At 68.8% G+C, this 17,992-nt stretch carries 14 protein-coding genes; 9 read left to right on the top strand and 5 right to left on the bottom strand.

Annotated elements, in window-relative coordinates; translation table 11 throughout:
- Nucleotides 1-81 precede the first annotated feature (81 nt).
- A complete protein-coding gene (locus OM513_RS06640; protein ID WP_264943366.1) occupies nt 82-3,390 on the top strand; it encodes a TonB-dependent receptor in 3,309 nt (1,102 codons plus the stop codon).
- Between the two features lie 71 nt (nt 3,391-3,461).
- Here the strand turns inward: OM513_RS06640 and OM513_RS06635 are convergent, their stop codons facing one another.
- Nucleotides 3,462-4,181: a DUF6445 family protein gene (locus OM513_RS06635; RefSeq protein ID WP_264943365.1), complete on the bottom strand. Its 720-nt coding sequence runs from the start codon at nt 4,179-4,181 to the stop codon at nt 3,462-3,464.
- A gap of 128 nt (nt 4,182-4,309) precedes the next feature.
- Between OM513_RS06635 and OM513_RS06630 the strand changes: the two genes are divergently transcribed.
- Nucleotides 4,310-5,296 (top strand): cupin-like domain-containing protein, encoded by a 987-nt coding sequence (locus tag OM513_RS06630; RefSeq protein WP_264943364.1) that lies wholly within the window; start codon nt 4,310-4,312, stop codon nt 5,294-5,296.
- A 32-nt stretch (nt 5,297-5,328) separates the two neighbouring features.
- Here OM513_RS06630 and OM513_RS06625 read toward each other — a convergent pair whose 3' ends face one another.
- Nucleotides 5,329-7,482: an alpha-glucuronidase family glycosyl hydrolase gene (locus tag OM513_RS06625; RefSeq protein WP_264943363.1), complete on the bottom strand. Its 2,154-nt coding sequence runs from the start codon at nt 7,480-7,482 to the stop codon at nt 5,329-5,331.
- Nucleotides 7,483-7,653: 171 nt separating this feature from the next.
- Here OM513_RS06625 and manD point away from each other — a divergent pair, with 171 nt between their 5' ends.
- The 4 genes from manD to OM513_RS06605 all read left to right on the top strand — a co-directional run bounded on the left by manD (nt 7,654) and on the right by OM513_RS06605 (nt 12,157).
- Nucleotides 7,654-8,865 (top strand): D-mannonate dehydratase ManD, encoded by a 1,212-nt coding sequence (manD, locus tag OM513_RS06620; RefSeq protein ID WP_264943362.1) that lies wholly within the window; start codon nt 7,654-7,656, stop codon nt 8,863-8,865.
- A 22-nt stretch (nt 8,866-8,887) separates the two neighbouring features.
- Nucleotides 8,888-10,036, top strand: a complete 1,149-nt coding sequence (locus OM513_RS06615; protein ID WP_264943361.1) for an endo-1,4-beta-xylanase — start codon at nt 8,888-8,890, stop codon at nt 10,034-10,036.
- A gap of 94 nt (nt 10,037-10,130) precedes the next feature.
- On the top strand, nt 10,131-11,219 hold the full coding sequence (locus OM513_RS06610) for an AAA family ATPase (protein ID WP_264943360.1): 1,089 nt from the start codon (nt 10,131-10,133) through the stop codon (nt 11,217-11,219).
- Nucleotides 11,220-11,227: 8 nt separating this feature from the next.
- On the top strand, nt 11,228-12,157 hold the full coding sequence (locus tag OM513_RS06605; RefSeq protein ID WP_264943359.1) for a 1-phosphofructokinase family hexose kinase: 930 nt from the start codon (nt 11,228-11,230) through the stop codon (nt 12,155-12,157).
- An 8-nt stretch (nt 12,158-12,165) separates the two neighbouring features.
- Here OM513_RS06605 and OM513_RS06600 read toward each other — a convergent pair whose 3' ends face one another.
- Complete coding sequence (locus tag OM513_RS06600; RefSeq protein ID WP_264943358.1) at nt 12,166-12,474, bottom strand: ArsR/SmtB family transcription factor; 309 nt, start codon at nt 12,472-12,474, stop codon at nt 12,166-12,168.
- 165 nt (nt 12,475-12,639) lie between these two features.
- On the opposite strand from OM513_RS06600, the gene alr reads away from it, so the two are divergent.
- Genes alr through OM513_RS06585 form a run of 3 tightly spaced genes read left to right on the top strand, consistent with a single transcriptional unit; the run spans nt 12,640 to nt 16,361 of the window.
- Nucleotides 12,640-15,123, top strand: a complete 2,484-nt coding sequence (gene alr / locus OM513_RS06595; RefSeq protein WP_264943357.1) for an alanine racemase — start codon at nt 12,640-12,642, stop codon at nt 15,121-15,123.
- Nucleotides 15,124-15,177: 54 nt separating this feature from the next.
- On the top strand, nt 15,178-15,711 hold the full coding sequence (locus OM513_RS06590) for a sigma-70 family RNA polymerase sigma factor (protein ID WP_264943356.1): 534 nt from the start codon (nt 15,178-15,180) through the stop codon (nt 15,709-15,711).
- A complete protein-coding gene (locus OM513_RS06585; RefSeq protein WP_264943355.1) occupies nt 15,708-16,361 on the top strand; it encodes a DUF1109 domain-containing protein in 654 nt (217 codons plus the stop codon). Before OM513_RS06590 ends, OM513_RS06585 begins: the two co-directional genes overlap by 4 nt.
- Nucleotides 16,362-16,370: 9 nt before the next feature.
- Here OM513_RS06585 and OM513_RS06580 read toward each other — a convergent pair whose 3' ends face one another.
- Together OM513_RS06580 and OM513_RS06575 are read right to left on the bottom strand one after the other, a co-directional pair.
- On the bottom strand, nt 16,371-16,835 hold the full coding sequence (locus OM513_RS06580) for a MarR family winged helix-turn-helix transcriptional regulator (protein WP_264943354.1): 465 nt from the start codon (nt 16,833-16,835) through the stop codon (nt 16,371-16,373).
- 80 nt (nt 16,836-16,915) lie between these two features.
- Nucleotides 16,916-17,971: an amidohydrolase family protein gene (locus tag OM513_RS06575; protein ID WP_264943353.1), complete on the bottom strand. Its 1,056-nt coding sequence runs from the start codon at nt 17,969-17,971 to the stop codon at nt 16,916-16,918.
- Nucleotides 17,972-17,992: the final 21 nt, after the last annotated feature.

Here is a 17,992-nt window from a genome sequence, read left to right as displayed (position 1 = left end):
CATAAGGTGATAGCGCTAACAGGAGGGGAGGATAGCTTGATGGTCAAGCTCGTTTCATTCAATCGTCGTGACAACGCTGCCATGTCGCGCTCGGGGCTGCTTCGCGCCGGGGTTTCCGCGGCGGCGCTGGCGGTTCTTTCGGTGGCCGGTCCTGCATGGGCACAGGATACGCAGGCCGAAAGTGCGCAGGACCAGGACAGCGGCGACGAGATCGTCGTCAAGGGCTATCGCGATTCGCTGCAGAGCGCGCAGAAGCTGAAGAAGGATTCGGACGTGATCGTCGACTCGGTCACCGCCGAGGACATCAGCGCCCTTCCCGACCGCTCCGTGACCGAGGCGCTGCAGCGCATCCCGGGCGTGTCGATCAACCGCTTCGCCGCCGGCGTCGATCCCGACCACTTCTCGGTGGAGGGTTCGGGCGTGGTCGTGCGCGGCCTCACCTATGTGATGTCGGAGTTCAACGGGCGCGAAACCTTCAGTGCCAATAACGGCCGCGCGCTGAGCTTCGCCGACGTGCCCTCCGAAATGCTGGGCGGCGTGGACGTGTTCAAATCGCCGTCGGCCGATCACATCGAAGGCGGCATCTCCGGCGTGGTCAACCTGCGCACCCGCCGTCCGTTCGACGCCAAGGGCTTCACGATCGCTGCTTCGGCCGAGGCCAATTATGGCGACTTCGTGAAGAAGTGGGCGCCGACGGGATCGTTCCTGATCAGCAACCGCTGGGAGACCGGCGTCGGCGAGTTCGGCGTGCTGGCCAACGTGTCCTATTCGCGGCTGAAGACCCGGGCGGACCGTTTCCAGCTCTCCAGCTTCCGCCTGCGCAACATCTATTCCGATGGGGACGTCGTCCAGAACACCCGTGACGCCAGCGACATCGGGGGCGCCGCGGCGCCGACCACGATCACCGGCAGCGGATATTTCCCGCGCGGCGCCGTGGAAGGCACACAGGAGTTCGACCGGGAGCGCTATGGCTATGGCGCGGCGGTTCAGTGGCGCAGCAACGACGGATCGATGGAGGCGCTGCTCCAGTTCCTGCGTTCCGACGCGCGCCAGGAATGGACCGAGCGCACGATCGAGATCGCGACCGACAACGTCGCGGGCAACGGCGACTCCCGCCGCGTCGTGGGCACCACGCTGGCGTTCGATTCGGACAAGCTGTTCTCCAGCGGCACGATCACCGGGCCGACCGGCTGGCGTGCGGACCAGTTCACCGGCGCCGCCCGCGTGCCGATGCTGGGCCTTCAGTCGAACAATATCCGCCGCGATCAGCAGCAGAAGCTGGTGACCGACGATATCGGCTTCAACTTCAAGTGGGACGTGAACGAGCGGCTGGGCCTGAAGTTCGATTACCAGCACGTCCGCTCGACCACCGACCTGCTGGACAATACGCTCTGGATTTCGACCTATCAGAATGCGTTCATCCAGTTGAACGGCAGCAAGTTCCCGACGGTGCAGTTCACCCCGCCGCAGGTCTGCAGCGGCCCCTCCGCCAACGCGACCAACCCGCCGGGCGGCGACAACGACTGCGCCGGATTCGGATCGCGCCCGGCGGACGTCGCCGGATCGCAGTACAGCCCCGCCTATTACGGCGCCGGGCACAACAGCTTCGCGGATCCGTTCAACAGCTTCTATCGCGCGGCGATGGACCATATCGAGCAGAGCGACGGCAATTCCGACGCCTTCCGCCTCGACCTGGAATACAGCTTCCCCGACAACAACTTCCTGAAATCGGTTCAGGTTGGCGGCCGCTATGCCGACCGCGACCAGACTGCGCGCTTCTCCACCTATAACTGGGGTGCGCTGTCCGAGCAGTGGGGCAACAACGGCCCGATCTGGCTGGATACCCCCGTGAACGGCGACAGCACCGATCACAGCACCGGCACGCCGATCGGCGGATGGGAGGCCTATGGCTTCCCCAACTTCTTCCGCGGATCGGTTGCCAACCCGCTCAATGGCCAGCCGCGCCTGTTCTATGCCGGCGATACCGTGGGCGACTATGCGGGCATGATCCGCTACGCCAACATGATCGTCCGCGAATGGACAACCAACCCGACGGGTGGCGGCAGCGGCTGGGTTTCGCTGGCGAACCGTCCGGGAGTGGTCGCGGGAACGCCGTTCCTGCCGGGCGAGATCAACCCGATCCGCGAGAAGAACTGGGCCGGCTATGCCATGGCCCGGATCGACAGCGAATTCTCGAACGGGTGGCGCCTGACCGGCAACGTCGGCGTGCGCTACACCACCACGGATCGCACGTCCTCGGGCACGCAGAGCTTCCTGCTCGGTAACTTCCCGACCGACACGGATTGCGCCGCGGTGGTGCCGCCGAACGATCCGCCGCCGTTCTGCACCTTCAGCGTCGCCGTGCGGAACCAGGCGCGGGCCTGGGCGAACGGCGCCAACATCGCCAGCACGGTGAAGACCAATTACAACTATTGGCTGCCGAGCATGAACCTGAAGCTCGAAGTGGGCGGCGGCGTTCAGTTCCGCGCTGCCTATTTCAAGGGCGTGGCGCCGCCGCAGACCGGATATATCCGCAATTTCTATCCGCTCACGCTTGCGCCGGTGCAGAATGTGAACGCCAACGGCCAGGCGATCCCGGGCAGCTACACGCTGCAGGCGACCGCCACCGTCGGCAATCCCTATCTGAAGCCGACCACCGCGGACAATTTCGACCTGACCGCGGAGTGGTATTTCTCCGACGTCGGCCAGGTCACGCTCTCCGGCTTCTACAAGCGGCTGCACGGCGTGCTGACCAACACCACGGAGCGCCTGGACTTCACCAACGCGGGCCAGACGTTCAGCGCGGTGGTGACCACGCCGGGCAACTCGCCGGATACGGGTAAGATCCTGGGCTTCGAGGTCGCCTATCAGCAGACGTTCGACTTCCTGCCCGGCTTCCTGAAGGGCCTGGGCCTGCAGGCGAACTACACCTACGTCCATTCCTCCGGCGTTCCGCAGAGCACGCTCTCGTCGACCGATCCGGACGTGGGCGCGGGCCGCGTGACGACGATAAATACCGCCGAGCTGCCGCTGCAGGGTCTGTCCAAGCACACGCTGAACATCACCCCGTTCATCGACATCGGCCCGTTCTCGGCCCGTGCGACCTATTCGTGGCGTTCGGACTTCCTGCTGACGGTGCGCGACGTGATCGTGCCCTATGATCCGATCTTCAACGAGGCGACGGGCCAGCTCGACGCATCGGTGTTCTTCGCGATCACGCCGAACATCAAGGTCGGCATCCAGGGCTCGAACCTCCTCAACGAGGTGACGCGCACCACCGCGGCGATCGATACGGACACTGACCCGAACACGCCGGGCAACATCCGGGTGCCGCGCGGCTGGTACATGAACGATCGCCGCTTCTCCGGCATCGTCCGCTTCAACTTCTAGGCATCGACGATCACACCCTGCCCTGGCGCTGCCGGTTCACCCCGGCGGCGCCTTTTTTTTCGAACTCCGGATCAGGACGGTGCGTAGGTGAGGAAGATGTTGGCGGTGAGCCGCCCGCGCCGGGGATCGGCGGAGAGCGGCGCTGCGGGCGCGATCAGCCCGGAGTGGAGAAGATGGCTGCGATAGACGAGCATCCGATCGAACGCGGCCGGGACCGCGGCAGTCTGGACGAACGCGCCGCTATCGCCGGCGGCATAGCCCGGGCCGGGCGGCGCATCCTGCGCGCGCGCGGCCCGATAGCGGACGAGGCGATCGGGCGTCACCCGTTCGAATCCGGTGGCGCGATGTCGGAAGAAGCCCGTGCCGCCATGTTCCGGGCCGCACAGATAGTGGAGCAGCGCGAGCTGCATTGGCGTATCGGTATCGACATGCGGCGCGCGCTGATCCGCGACCAGCCGTTCGGCGGGCAGCGTGACCATCGAATAATTGCACTCGGCGTGCGCAGGCCGCGCCGCGCCGAGGCCGAACGCCTGGCACAGCAGCGGATCGAGCGCGCGGACCACGGCAGCGACATAATCGAGCGGCGCCGCCGCGCGCACGCCGGGATAGCCGCCCGCCGGGCCATAGGCCGGGGCGAACACGCCCTCCCCCGCGGCATGATCGACCAGCGCCATCGGGTTGCGCATCAGCCCGCCGATGCGCAGGATGGGCTCGCCTTCCTCGCCCACCCGGGCGGACGCGACCCGCGGGCGCGAATTGAGCGAGAACGCATGCGACGCAACGGTGGACACCGCACGACCCTGGCGCAGCGCGCTTTCCTGGCTATGTCAGCTATTTTCCATATGTGTCTGAATTACCTTGTCATGTTTCCGGGAAGGCGGGCCACGGAATGAATGGCGGCGGCGGACGCATCGGCGAAATGGATGCCGGCGCGCTGGAGGGCGGCGCTGCGGCGCTGGCCGCGGCATACCGCCCCGTCGTGATCCGCGGACTGGCCGCGCGCTGGCCGCTGGTGGCGGCCGCGCGCGAGGGCACGGGCGCGCTTTCCAGCTATCTGCTCGGCTTCGATCGGGGCGCGGAGGTGGAGGCCTTCTGGGCGGCGCCGGGGGCCGGACGGCGCTTCTTCTATGCCGCCGACATGCGCGGCTTCAACTTCGAGCGCCGCCGGGGGCCGCTCAGCGGCCTGCTGCGCTATCTGGAGGGGATCGAGGCCGCCGCCGAGCCGCCCGCCGTCTATGCCGGCGCGCTGGAGACGGCGCGGCTGCTGCCCGGGCTGGCCGAGGCGAACCCCCTGCCCGCCGCAGAGGCGATGGGTGGGGTGCCGCGCATCTGGATCGGCAACGCCAGCATCGTCAGCACCCATTTCGACGCTTCGGACAATATCGCGGTGGTGGCGGCCGGGCGGCGGCGCTTCACGCTGTTCCCGCCGGACCAGATCCACAATCTCTACGCCGGGCCGCTCGACCATACGATGGCCGGGCAGCCCGCGAGCATGGTGGACCTGGCCGCGCCGGACCTGGACCGCTACCCGCGCTTCGCCGAAGCGATGGCGCATGCCGTGTCGGCAGAGCTGGAGCCGGGCGATGCGATCTTCATCCCGGCGCTGTGGTGGCACCATGTCGAGGCGCTGTCGCCGGTCAACGTGCTGGTGAACTATTGGTGGGTGGATTCGCCCGACATGGCCGCGCGCTTCGACGCGATGGTCTATGCCGCCACCACGATCGGCCCGCTGCCCCCGGAACGGCGCGCGGCGTGGCAGGCGATGTTCGACACCTTCGTGTTCCGCAAGCATGGCGATCCGGCGGAGCATCTGGCGCCCGAACATCGCGGCGTGCTGGGCACGCCGACGCCGCGGCTGCGCGATTATGTCCGCCAGTATCTGCTGCGGGGGTTGCAGCGGCCCTGAAGGGGGACGGTGGCCGGCCGGAGACGCCCGGCTCAGTTCCCCGGAGCGTAGCGGTTGTCGATCGCCTTGTAATGGTCGAGCGGCATGGGCGGGGCGGCGTGGCCTTCGGGGAGCGGGCGTTTCGAGACCGACTGGAAATAGGCGATCGATGCGTCGCGCCACCATTGCGCCTCCTCGCGCTGGATGGCGAGGAAGTCGCGGACCTCCTCCCAGCGGCGCCGGTCCACCCTGCTCTCCAGCGCGGCCCAGCGCGCCTGCATCGCCGCCACCGCCGCGACGCCGCGATCGTAGCGGACCACCAGCTCGTCCCACAGCGTCCGGCCCGAGGAGCGGACGCGGAAATCCCAGGGCAGGTGATGGAACCACAGGAGGAATTCCTCGGGCACCTTCTTCACGCTGCCGAAGCGATCGGCGAGTTCGGGGGCATATTGCGCCACCGCGTTGCTGCCCGTCCTGCTCCGGTCGAAGCCGATGCCGGCGGCGTCGGCCTTGTGATAATAGGCCGGGTTCCATTCGGGCCGCGCCAGATCGGATACCCAGGGGCCGGGGCCATAATGGTGGCCCGTCGCCATCAGATGGGCGAGGCCGAGCGGGGTCATGTAATCGACCACCGCCTCGTGCGATCCCATCATCATCCCGGCGATGGCATCGACGGTGGCGGGATCGCCGCTCCACGTCATGCGGATCCATTCGCGCGCGATCGCCTCCGCCCCGCCCTGCGGGTTCCAGGCGAGGCGGCCATAGGCGTACCAATTGGCCTGATCGAACTGCGAACCGGACCAGTTGCGGTCGCTGCCGATATTGGCGACCCCGGCCATGCCGGTGGGCGCGGCGGCATCCACCGCGGTTTCCAGCACATCGGCCACCGTGGTGCCGCGCGCCGGGCGGAAAGTATCGGCGGCCAGCGCCTCCTCCCACATCGTGCCGAGGTAGACGAGGTGGGTGGCGAAGCCGAGATATTCCTTGGTGATCTGGAACTCCATCATCATCGGCGTGCGCGGCATCGCGCCGAACAGCGGATGGAAGGGCTCGCGCGGCTGGAAATCGATGGCGCCGTTCTTCACCTGCACCATCACATTGTCGCGGAACCTGCCGTCGAGCGGCTGGAACTCGGTATAGGCCTGCTTCGCGCGGTCCTCCGGGTTCTCGGCGGCATAGACGAAGGCGCGCCACATCACGATCCCGCCGTGCGGCGCCAGCGCGTCGGCCAGCATGTTCGCGCCATCGGCATGGGTGCGATGATAGTCGTTCGGCCCCGGCTGCCCCTCCGAATTGGCCTTCACCAGGAAGCCGCCGAAATCGGGGATGACGCGATAGATTTCGTCCGCCTTCGCCTTCCACCATGCCGCGACCGCGGGATCGAGCGGATCGGCGGTCTTGAGTCCCCCGATCTCGATCGGCGCGCTGAACCGCGCGGTGAGATAGACGCGGATGCCATAGGGCCTGAACGCCCCCGCCAGCGCCTTCACCTTCTCCAGCCAGATGGGCTTCAGTATCTCGGCATTGGCGTTGACGTTGGTCAGCACCACGCCGTTGATGCCGATCGAGGCGTTGGCGCGGGCATAATCGGTGTAGCGCGGATCGAGGTGCAGCGGCAGCTTCTGCCAGTCCCACAGCGATTGCCCCGCATAGCCGCGCTCGACATGGCGATCGAGATTGTCCCAATGGTTGAGCACGCGCAGCTTGAGCTTCGGGGCGTCGGCGATGTCGAGCGCGTCGATCCGCTCGCGGAGCTGCATCGCCTTGAGCAGGCGGAAGGCGCCGTAGAGGACCCCCTTCTCCCCGTTCGCGGCGATCACGGTGGCGCGGCGCCCGTCGATCGTGACCGAGCGGATCAGATAGCCCTCGTCGCCAAGACCCGCGAGCGGCAGCCCCAGCGCTGCGACGATCGGCGAGGTGGCGGGTGTGCCGATCACCACCGCGCCATCCGCCGCCACCGATCCCGTGCGCGGCAGGCGATGGCCCAGCATCCCCTTGACCCCGCGCTCCAGCTCCGCCGCGGCGGCCGCGATCGTGGCGCCGCCGCCCTGCACCACCAGCGCGGTGACGGCGGGATCATAGGCCTTGTGCCATTCGCCCTCCACCGGGCGATAGCGCAGCCACAGGTCGTACCCGTCCTCGGCGCGCGCCACGCCCGGCAGCGCGATGGCAAGCACCAGCGCCAGCGAAACAAGCCACTTCACCATGCGTATCCCGTCCTCTCCACATCGGCCGGCATAGGATGCCGTTGACAAAGCCGATAGCATGGGCCGATAGCATGGCACCATTGGTAGCGCTATCATCAGACAATATTGTTCAGAGTCGCAGGAGGGGGATATGGCGGAGCGCGCAGATCGCAAGGCGAGGAGTCGCCGCGCATGAGCCGCATCAAATCGGCACGGGTGATCATCACCTGCCCGGGCCGCAACTTCGTGACGCTGCTGATCGAAACCAGCGACGGCGTGACGGGACTGGGCGACGCCACGCTGAACGGGCGCGAGCTGGCGGTGGCCAGCTATCTTTCCGAGCATGTCGTGCCGATGCTGATCGGCCGCGACGCGCACCGGATCGAGGACGTCTGGCAGTTCCTCTACAAGGGCGCCTATTGGCGGCGCGGACCGGTGACCATGGCGGCGATCGCCGCGGTGGACATGGCGCTGTGGGACATCAAGGGCAAGGTGGCGGGGCTGCCGCTCTACCAGCTTCTGGGCGGGGCGAGCCGCGAGGGCTGCATGGTCTATGGCCACGCCAACGGCCGCGACATCGAGGAGACGATCGACAACGCGCTCCACTACAAGGAGCAGGGCTATAGGGCGATCCGCCTGCAATCGGGCGTGCCGGGGCTGGCGGCGACCTATGGCGTGTCGAAGGACCGCTATTTCTACGAGCCCGCCGACGCGGACCTGCCGACCGAAAGCCTGTGGTCGACCGAGAAATACATGCGATCGGTGCCGCCGCTGTTCCAGAAGGCGCGCGACGCGCTGGGATGGGACGTCCACCTGCTGCACGACGTCCACCATCGCTGCACCCCGATCGAGGCGGGGCGGCTGGGCAAGGAGCTAGAGCCCTTCCGCCTGTTCTGGCTGGAGGATGCGACACCAGCCGAGAACCAGGCCGCCTTCCGCGTCATCCGCCAGCACACCACCACGCCGCTGGCGGTGGGCGAGGTGTTCAACACCATCTGGGACGCCAAGCAGCTCATCGAGGAGCAGTTGATCGACTATATCCGCATGACCGTGGTCCACGGCGGCGGGATCACCCACCTGCGCCGCGTCGCCAGCCTGGCCGATCTCTACCAGGTGCGCACCGGCTGCCATGGCGCGACCGACCTGTCGCCGGTGTGCATGGCCGCGGCGCTGCACTTCGGACTCTCGGTGCCCAATTTCGGAATCCAGGAATATATGCGCCACACCGACGAGACCGACGCGGTGTTCCCGCACGCCTATCGCCTGGCGGACGGCATGCTGCATCCGGGCGATGCACCCGGGCTGGGCGTGACCATCGACGAGGCCCTGGCCGCCAGATACGAATACAAGCGGGCGTACCTTCCGGTCGCGCGGCTTGAGGACGGCACCGTCTTTAGCTGGTGAGCCCGCAACCGAGGAGAGGAAGATGACCAGGCTCACGCGCCGTACCGCATTGGCCGCGGGCGGCATCGCGGCGCTGACGGCGGGCGCCGGCCGCGCCCTTGCCATGGCACAGGGCGAGCCGGGGCTGAACGCGGTGGCGAAGACCCGCGGCCTGCGCTTCGGATCGTGCGTCTCCTGGAGCCAGTCCGGCGCCGACCGCGCATCCTTCGCCAACCCCGCCTATGCCGCGCTGCTGGAGCGCGACTGCGGCGTGCTGGTGGCAGAGAACGAGTTCAAGTGGCAGGCGCTGCGCCCCGATGCCAAGACCTTCGACGTCGAACGCTTCGCCGACATGATCGACTATGCCGAGGCCAAGGGCATGGCGATGCGCGGCCACACGCTGTTCTGGCACAAGACCGAGCGTTTCCCCCGCTGGCTGCTCGACCATGATTTCGGCGCGGATCCGAAGAAGGAAGCCACCCGCCTGCTGACCCAGCACATCAAGACGGTGGGCAAGCTCTACGCCGGGCGGATCGCCAGCTTCGACGTGGTCAACGAGACGGTGGACGACCAGACCGGCGCGTTGCGCGAATCCAACGTGTCGAAGGCGATGGGCGGAACGGAGGCGATGCTGGACCTTGCCTTCCACACCGCCCGCGCCGCCGCGCCGGACGCCGAGCTGGTCTATAACGACTATATGAGCTGGGAACCCGGCCAGGGCCCGTTCCGCAGCGGCGTGCTGAAGATGCTGGAGGCTTTCCGCAAGCGCGGGGTGCCGTGCGACACGCTGGGGCTGCAATCGCACATCTGGGTGGGCAACGAGCCCACCGCCCGGCTGGTGGGGCGCCAGGAATCCGACTGGCGGGCCTTCCTGGACGAGGTGGTGGGCATGGGATACCGGCTGGCCATCACCGAATTCGACGTGAACGACGCGGCGCTGCCCGCCGATATCGCCACGCGCGACCGCGCGATCGCGGACTATTCCAAGGCCTATCTGGACATCTGCCTGAGCTACACGCAGCTCAAGGACGTGCTCGCCTGGGGCATGTGCGACAAATACACCTGGCTCAACGGCTTCAGCCCGCGCAAGGACAAGGCGCCGATGCGCGCCACGCCCTATGACGCGGCGTTCAAGCCCAAGCCGCTGTACACCGCGATCCGCCAGGCATTGGCAGCCGCCCCGGCGCGGTGATGCAGGCGGCGCGCCCAGGGGTGGTGCCAATCGCAAAACGATCCGCTATCAGCTCCCCCGGGCGCACTGGCCGGCGCCTGGATGGAGAGGTGCGATGGCGGCGGATGCCGCGAGTTCGGATGCTTCGACGGGTTCGCTGCTGAGCGAGCCCGGGGCGCTGCGCATGCTGGAACCGCCGGCGATGCTGCGGCTGGCCGATCGCATCGTCGCGCTTCATGCCGCGGCCCCCGCGCTGGCGGCCGACGATGCCGCGCTGGTGCGCGCGCGGCTGGCGGCGGACGATCCGCTGCTGGCGGCGCAGGCGGCCGAGCTGACGCGCTGCACCCCCCATCTGGACACCCGCTCGCGCTCCGGAAGGGTGCGGCGCGGCCATGGCGACATCGGGCTGGCCAGCATCGCGATCGTGGACGGCGAGCTGCGCCTGGCGCCCGGCGCCGGCGAGCCGATCGACGTGCTGCTCGATCTGGCGGCGCTGCTGGCGGACCTCTGGTCGATCGGCCTGGGCACCCAGGCGAACATGATCGCCAACCGCTATGTCGACGTATCGCCCCAGGGCGCGGCGGGATGGACGCTGCTGCCGCTGTTCCTGTCGCTGCGCACGCGCGACGCGCGGCTGGCGCTGGAGCTGCTCAACCCCGTGCCGCCGCGGCTGGTGGCGATCGGCGGGCTTTCGGGCACGGGCAAGACGACGCTGGCGCGGATGCTGGGCAGCCGCATCGGCCGGGCGCCGGGCGCGCGCATCCTGCGCAGCGACGTGTTCCGCAAGCGCATCGCCGGGCTGCCCCCCGAAACCCGGCTGCCCCCCGCCCATTACACCCGCCGCAACGACGAAGAGACGTTCGAGGCGATGTTCGAATCCGCCCAGCAGCATCTGTCGTGCGGGACCAGCGTGATCCTGGACGGCGTGTTCATGAGCCGCAGCGAGCGCGAGGTGGCCGAGTTGCTCGCCCGCCAGATGCGCGCGCCCTTCACCGGCATCTGGCTGGAGGCGCCCGAGCAGGACCGCATCGCCCGCGTCGCCGAACGGGCCGGCGACGCATCCGACGCCAGCATCGACGTGGTGCGCGATCAATCGCGCCGGCCGGTGGGCGATCTGGGCGGATGGCACCGGATGCGGGTGAACCGCCCGCTGGACCTGATCGTTCCCGCGGCGCGCGCCGTGCTGAACCGCGTGCGCCGCTGAGGGAGCCGATGGCCGAAATCGTAACGCTGACGATGAACCCCGCGCTGGACGTGACGACCAGCGTTCCGCAGGTCGAGCCGGTCCACAAGCTGCGCTGTGCGCCGCCCCGGCGCGATCCCGGCGGCGGCGGGATCAACGTGGCGCGGGTGGTGCGCGCGCTGGGTGGCGACGCGATCGCGCTGTTCCCCGCGGGCGGGCCGACGGGCGCCGCGGTGAGCGCGCTGCTGGCCGGGGCCGGGGTGCCCGCCCTGCCCGTCCCCATCGCCGGAACCACGCGCGAGAGCTTCACCGTGGACGAGACCGGCAGCGGCGACCAGTTCCGCTTCATCCTGCCCGGCCCGCAGATCGCCCCCGCCGAGCTGGACGCGGTGATCGCCGCGCTGGAGGGAATCGGCGGGCCGCCGCGCTGGATCGTGGTGAGCGGCAGCATGCCGCCGGGTGTGGAGGCGGCGGCGCTCTACCGCCGCATCGCCGCCATCGCCGCGCGCACCGGCGCCCGGCTGGTGATCGACAGCTCCGGCCCCGCGCTGGCGGCATGCGAGGGCGTGCGCCCGTTCCTGATCAAGCCGAGCTACAGCGAATTGGGCGCGCTGGCCGGACGCGATGTGAGCGAGGAGGCGGCACAGGTGGAAGCGGCCCGCGAGCTGCTGGCGCGCGGCTTTGCGCAGATGGTGCTGGTGTCGCTCGCCGAGCGCGGGGCGCTGCTGGTCAGCGAAGCCGGGGCGGAGCGGTTCGCGGCGATCCCGGTCAAGGCCGTGAGCGGCGTCGGCGCCGGGGATTCGATGATCGCGGCGATGGTGCTGATGCTCTCACGCGGGGCGGAACCGGCGGAGGCGGTGCGCTGGGGCCTGGCCGCCGGCGCCGCCGCGCTGCTCGCCCCCGGCACGCAGCTCGCCCGGCGCGAGGATATCGAGCGGCTGCGCGCCGCGCTGGGATAGCGCCGGATTCAGCCCGAGGACGGATTCAGCCCGCCGAACAGATCGTCGAGGATCGCCAGAACGCTGGCGGCGGCATCGTTCGTCAGCGAATAATAGATCGTCTGCCCGTCGCGCCGCGCGGAGACCACGCCGCTGGACCGCAGCACCGCGAGCTGCTGCGAAACCGCGGTGTCGCGCGCGCCCGTCAGCCGGGCCAGCTCGCCCACCGACTGCTCGCCGTGCCGCAGGTGCAGCAGCAGCGCCATCCTGCTCCGCCCGGACAGCGCCTTCAGGAAGTTGGAGGCCCGAACGGCGCCGTCGGAAAAGTCTGTCGTCACACGACAATGGCTATTCGGGGCAGGCGCCGGTTGCAACAGCTATCATACGGAAAAACCTACGTATTATTGCAGGTAATGGCAGTGTTGCCGGAAAATCCGCCGTCACCGCGCCGGATCGGGGCGGGTGACAGCGCCCCAACGCGATGATAGGGCGCCGGGGTTCCCATGATCGCGTTGCCGCTCTCCAGAATCGCACAGATCGTCGGCGGCGTCCTGACGGGCGGCGAAGACCGCACGATCCACCGTATCTGCACCGATTCGCGGGCGGCTTCGCCCGGCGCGCTGTTCGTCGCGCTGAAGGGCTCGGCGACCGACGGGCATCGCTTCCTGGCCGATGCCCAGCGCAACGGCGCGGCCGCCGCGCTGGTGGCGGAGGGCGCGCAGGTGCCCGCCGGGCTGGCCGCCATCGCCGTCCCCTCCCCGCTCGCGGCATTGCAGGATCTGGCCCGCTGGCACCGGCGCGAGGCGCTGGGCCGGGTGCTGGCGATCACCGGCAGCAACGGCAAGACGGTGGTAAAGAACATGCTGGAGACGCTGCTGGCGCGGCGCGACGTGTTCGCCTCGCCCGGCAGCTTCAACAGCCAGCTCGGCCTGCCGGTGGCGGTGCTTTCGGCCGGACGCAGCGTCGAGCTTGCAGTGCTGGAGGCCGGCATCTCCCAGCCCGGCGAGATGGCGCGGCTGGAACGGATCGCGGCGCCCGATATCGGCATCCTGGTCAATATCGGCAAGGCGCATTTCGCCAGCTTCGGCAGCCGCGAGGCGATCGCGGCGGAGAAGATGGCGCTGTTCGCCAGCCTGCCGCCCGAAGGCTGGCTGATCGTGCCCGACGGCGAGCCGCTGATCGAGCCGCATCTGGCGAAGCTGAAGTGCCGCATCGTCCGCGTCGGCGCCGATGCGGGCATGGTGCGCATCGTCCCCGGATCGTTCGTCAGCAACGGGCAGGTGCTGGACCTGATCGAGGGCGAGGAGCGCCATTCGGTGGAGGTCCGCACGCGATCGCCCGAGATCGTCGCGGACCTGCGCATGGCCGTTACCGCCGCGCGGCTGCTGGGCGTGCCGCTGCGCGAGATCGCGGGCGCGCTCGAAGGCTATGCGCCCAGCCCGACGCGGATGGAGGTCCTCTCCTCATCGGAGGGCATCCGCATCATCAACGACGCGCACAGCGCCGATCCACTCTCCGTCCTCGCCGCGATCCGCACCGCCGCGCTGAGTACGCCGGCCGAGGGGCGTTTCCTGTTCGCGTTCGGCGGGATGCGCGAGCTGGCGGGGCTTTCGCTCGAGGAACATGCCCGGGTGGGCGCCTGTGCCGCCGAATATGGGTGCAGCCACCTGGCGCTGGTGGGGCCGGACATCCCGGCCGCCACCGCAGAGGGCTATCGCGCGCGCAAGCCCGATGGCGTGGTGATGCACGCGGCCGATCCCGACGCGCTCCAGCACGAGCTGCGCCCGCTGCTCCGGCGCGGCGACACCGTGCTGTTCAAGGGGCCGCGCGGGCTGGGCCTGTCCAACGCCGCGCGCCACCTGTCCGGATCGATCGCCCAGCGCGCGCTGTGGGTCGATCTGGGCGCCATCGCGGGCAACATCGCCAAGTTCCGCCGGCATTGCGGCGGCGAGGTGGCGGTGATGGCGGTGCTGAAGGCGCTGGCCTATGGCACCGATCTGGTCCAGCTCGCGCGATGGATGCCGCAGCTCGGCGTCGCGCATATCGGCGTATCCTCCACGCAGGAGGGCATCGCCGCGCGGCTGGCGGGGGCATCGCAGGAAATCTACGTCTTCCTCCCCGATCGCGACGACATGGACGCGCTGGCCGAATACCGGCTGACGCCCGTGCTCTATTCGCGCAGCATCGTGGAGCGGTTCCTGGCGCGCGCGGCTTCGCGATCGGCGCCGCTGCCGGTGCATCTGAAGGTGGATACGGGCATGCACCGGGTGGGCGTTGAGCCCGGCGAGGCGGTGGCGCTGGCGCGGCGCATCCGCGACTGCCCGGGGCTGCGGCTCGACGGGCTCGCCACCCATTTCGCCTCGGCCGAGGATGCGGGCGCGGACGATGCCACGCTGGATCAGATCGCCACCTTCGACGCGGTGATCGCCGCGCTGAAGGCCGAGGGGTTCGACGGGCTGCGCATCCACGCCGCCAATACCGCGGGCACGATCCGCTTCCCCCAGGCGCACTACAACATGGTGCGCGTGGGCATCGGGCTCTACGGCATCCATGCCGCGCCGGTGGACCATGACCCGCTGGCGCTGGAGCTGGCGATCGGCGTCACCAGCCATGTGGCCAGCACGCGCGAATTCTCACCCGGCAGCCGCTTCGGCTATAACGCGACCTTCACCGCGCCGCGCCGGGTGCGCGTGGGCGTCGTCCCCTATGGCTATGACGACGGGATGCCGCGCAGCCTTTCGGGCAAGGGCCATGTACTGATCGGCGGCCGCCCGGCACCGATCGTGGGCGCGATCAGCATGGACCAGATGCTGGTGGACGTGACCGACATCGGCCCGGTGGAGGACGGCGCGGAGGTGCTGCTGTACGGCACGCACGGCGGGCATGTGATCCGGCCGGAGGCGGCGGCGACGCTGGGCGGCACGATCGCGCACGAGTTGATGGTGCGGATCGGCCGCAAGGTGCAGCGCATCTATATCGAGCCCTGAGCGCGGCGGCGTAACCTTTCCCGGCGCGCGGGCGAATGGCATCGTGGAGCGGCGATGCGGGCAAGCGAGGAACAGTTGCGGATGCTGATGACGGCCGGCCTGGCGGGCGACGCCGGGGCGCACCGCAACCTGTTGTCGCTGATCGCCCCGGTGCTGCGCGGCTTCTTCACCCGCCGTCTGGGCGAGCTGCGCGACGATGCCGAGGATCTGGTGCAGGAAACGCTGATCGCGGTGCACACGCGCCGCGCGACCTATGACCCCCGCCGTCCCTTCACCGCATGGATGTATGCCATCGCCCGCTACAAGCTGATCGACCATTTCCGCCGCCACCGCCGCCATGCAAACATCGAGGACCTGTCGGCGATGCTGGTGCGCGAAGGCTTCGAGGACGAGGCCGGCGCGCGGCTGGATATCGGCCGCCTGCTGCGCGGCCTGCCCGCCAAGCAGGCGCGGGCGATCGCGGACACCAGGATCGACGGGCTGAGCATTGCCGAGGCATCGGGCCTGCGCAGCATGAGCGAATCCGACGTGAAGGTTTCGGTGCATCGCGGGATCAAGGCGCTGGCGGCGCGGGTTCGGGGGAAATGACGATGCACGCGGACCTGCTGATCGACCGGCTGGCGCAGGACGTGCCCCCCGTGCGTCCGGGAGGGCCATCGCGGCTGATGCTCGCGGCGCTCGCAGGGGGTGCGCTGGCCACCACCGTGGCGATGGGGCTGATCGCCGGTTTCCGGCCCGATCTGGCCGCCGCGATGGGATCGCCGATGCTGTGGATCAAGCTGGGCTATGCGCTGGCATTGTGCGTGATCGCCACCGCCGCCGCGCTGCGGCTCGCGCGGCCGGAGGCGCGCACGCCCGCGCCCTGGCTGATCGCCGCCGCGCTGCCCCCGGTGCTGCTGCTGGCGGGCATCGCGGCAGGCGAGATGATGCGCAGCCCCGTGTCGCATTGGCCCGCGATGTGGCTGGGGGGAAGCTGGCGCGAATGCCCGTGGCGCATCCTGTTCTTCTCGCTGCCGGTGATGGCGGCGCTGATGCTGGCGATGCGGCGGCTGGCGCCCACGCGGCTGGCGCTGGCGGGGGCGGCGGCGGGCCTGGCTTCGGGCGCGGCGGCGACCTTCGTCTATTCGCTGCATTGCGCCGAGCCTTCGGCGCTGTTCGTGCTGAGCTGGTATTCGCTGGGCATCGCCGCGGCGACCGGGCTGGGCGCGCTGCTGGGGCCGCGGCTGCTGCGCTGGTAGCGCGCCGCGCTATTGGTGGATGCGGCGCAGCTTGTCGATCAGGTCGCGCACCTCGGCAGGGCTGAAGCGGCTCTTGAGCCAGCGCTCATGCTCCAGGATCGCTTCGCGCGCGTTCACCAGCGCCTCATGGCCCAGCACGGTCATGTGCAGCGTCTGGCGGCGCTTGTCGCTGGACGAGCGCCCACGCTCCACAAAGCCGCGCTTCTGCAGCCGGTTGACGATCGCCATCACGGTCGCGCGGTCGATCTGAAGACGCCTGCCGATGTCCGCCTGGGCGATATCGGGATGATCGTCGATCAGCCACAGCACCGAAACCTGCTTCTGGGTCAGCCCCAGATCCGTGAAGGTTTCGGTGAAGTGGCGATAGACGGTTCCATAGGCCAACCGGATGTGGAAGCCCAGGATCGAGTCGATCTCGCCGATGCCATCCGCGTCCGCCGCGGACGGCGGCCCTGCCGGGCTTGTTTCCGCCATGCCGCCCGGATGGGGGAAAAGCCCGCGCCCGTCAATCCGCCCGCCACGCTTGCCGGCGGACGGATTGCGGCGCGGGGACTTCACAGGCCGAAGGCCCGCTCGGCGTTGGTCTGCATCAGCTTCTTCTTGGTGCTGTCCGGAATGTCGAGCAGGTCGTGGGTACGCACCTCGTCACCGACATATTCATAGGGATAGTCCATCGCATAGAGCACACGATCCTCGCCCATCACGTCGAGGCACAGCTTGATCGCGGGCGGCGATGCCATGCCGCTGGTGGTGACCAGGATATTCTTGCGCATGATCTCCGGAAGCCAGCGCTTCAGCGGCTTCATCCGCTCATAGCGCTGCGAGGCGACGCCCGCGCGATGCATATAGTCCAGGCGGAACAGCCAATAGGGCAGCGCCTCGCCGCCATGACCGATCATCACCTGAAGATCGGGATAGCGATCGAACACGCCCGACGTCATCAGCCGCAGCGTGTGGAACGCGGTCTCCACGCCGAAGCCGAACAGCGCGCCGTCCAGCCCGGCCTCCACCATCGTTCCGATCATCGCGTCGGGCGGCGACTGGGGATGGATGTAGAGCACCTGCCCGGCATCGGCCACGGCGCGCAGGATCGGATCGAACTGCGGCTCGTCCAGATAATGGCCCTGGGTGTGGCTGTTCACCATCACGCCGTGGAAGCCCAGTTCGCCGGCGCCCCGACGGATCTCGGCGGCGGACCATTCGGGGTCCTGCGGTGCGATCGAGGTCATGCCGTAGAAGCGGTCCGGATAGCGCTCGCATGCATCCTTCAGCGTGTCGTTGGCACGGCCGACCATTGCGGTCGCCTCCGCCACGTCCAGGAACGGCTGGACGCCGGGCGAGGTGAGCGAGAGCACCGCCTTGTCGATGCCGGTCGCATCCATGTCCGCGATACGGCGCTCACCCAGGTCGAGCAGGCGCTCCATGATAAGCTGCGCGCGTTCGGAGGTGCTGGTGGCATAGAAGCCCCAGAGCGACGTGGTCGCCTTGTCCGCGGTGCCGTCGCGTACCATGCGCAGATAGACGTCGATGATCTCGCGGACGCCAAAAGCTTCCTCGGACGCGATGCGCAGATAGCCGCGATCACCGCCGGTCTTCAGTTCGTGTGTCAAGCTATACTCTCCAGTCTTGAA

It is taken from the genome of Sphingomonas canadensis, from assembly GCF_026013525.1.
GTDB classification, from domain to species: Bacteria; Pseudomonadota; Alphaproteobacteria; order Sphingomonadales; family Sphingomonadaceae; genus Sphingomonas; species Sphingomonas canadensis.
The sequence above is the reverse complement of the archived record's forward strand: the minus strand, read 5'-3'. Positions and strand labels throughout refer to the sequence as shown.

Coding starts and splice junctions, on each gene's coding strand:
- OM513_RS06640 (WP_264943366.1), top strand. CDS start 82: ATGTCGCGCTCGGGGCTGCTTCGCGCCGGGGTTTCCGCGGCGGCGCTG.
- OM513_RS06630 (WP_264943364.1), top strand. CDS start 4,310: ATGGATGCCGGCGCGCTGGAGGGCGGCGCTGCGGCGCTGGCCGCGGCA.
- OM513_RS06625 (WP_264943363.1), bottom strand. CDS start 7,482: ATGGTGAAGTGGCTTGTTTCGCTGGCGCTGGTGCTTGCCATCGCGCTG.
- manD (WP_264943362.1), top strand. CDS start 7,654: ATGAGCCGCATCAAATCGGCACGGGTGATCATCACCTGCCCGGGCCGC.
- OM513_RS06615 (WP_264943361.1), top strand. CDS start 8,888: ATGACCAGGCTCACGCGCCGTACCGCATTGGCCGCGGGCGGCATCGCG.
- OM513_RS06610 (WP_264943360.1), top strand. CDS start 10,131: ATGGCGGCGGATGCCGCGAGTTCGGATGCTTCGACGGGTTCGCTGCTG.
- OM513_RS06605 (WP_264943359.1), top strand. CDS start 11,228: ATGGCCGAAATCGTAACGCTGACGATGAACCCCGCGCTGGACGTGACG.
- alr (WP_264943357.1), top strand. CDS start 12,640: ATGATCGCGTTGCCGCTCTCCAGAATCGCACAGATCGTCGGCGGCGTC.
- OM513_RS06590 (WP_264943356.1), top strand. CDS start 15,178: ATGCGGGCAAGCGAGGAACAGTTGCGGATGCTGATGACGGCCGGCCTG.
- OM513_RS06585 (WP_264943355.1), top strand. CDS start 15,708: ATGACGATGCACGCGGACCTGCTGATCGACCGGCTGGCGCAGGACGTG.
- OM513_RS06580 (WP_264943354.1), bottom strand. CDS start 16,835: ATGGCGGAAACAAGCCCGGCAGGGCCGCCGTCCGCGGCGGACGCGGAT.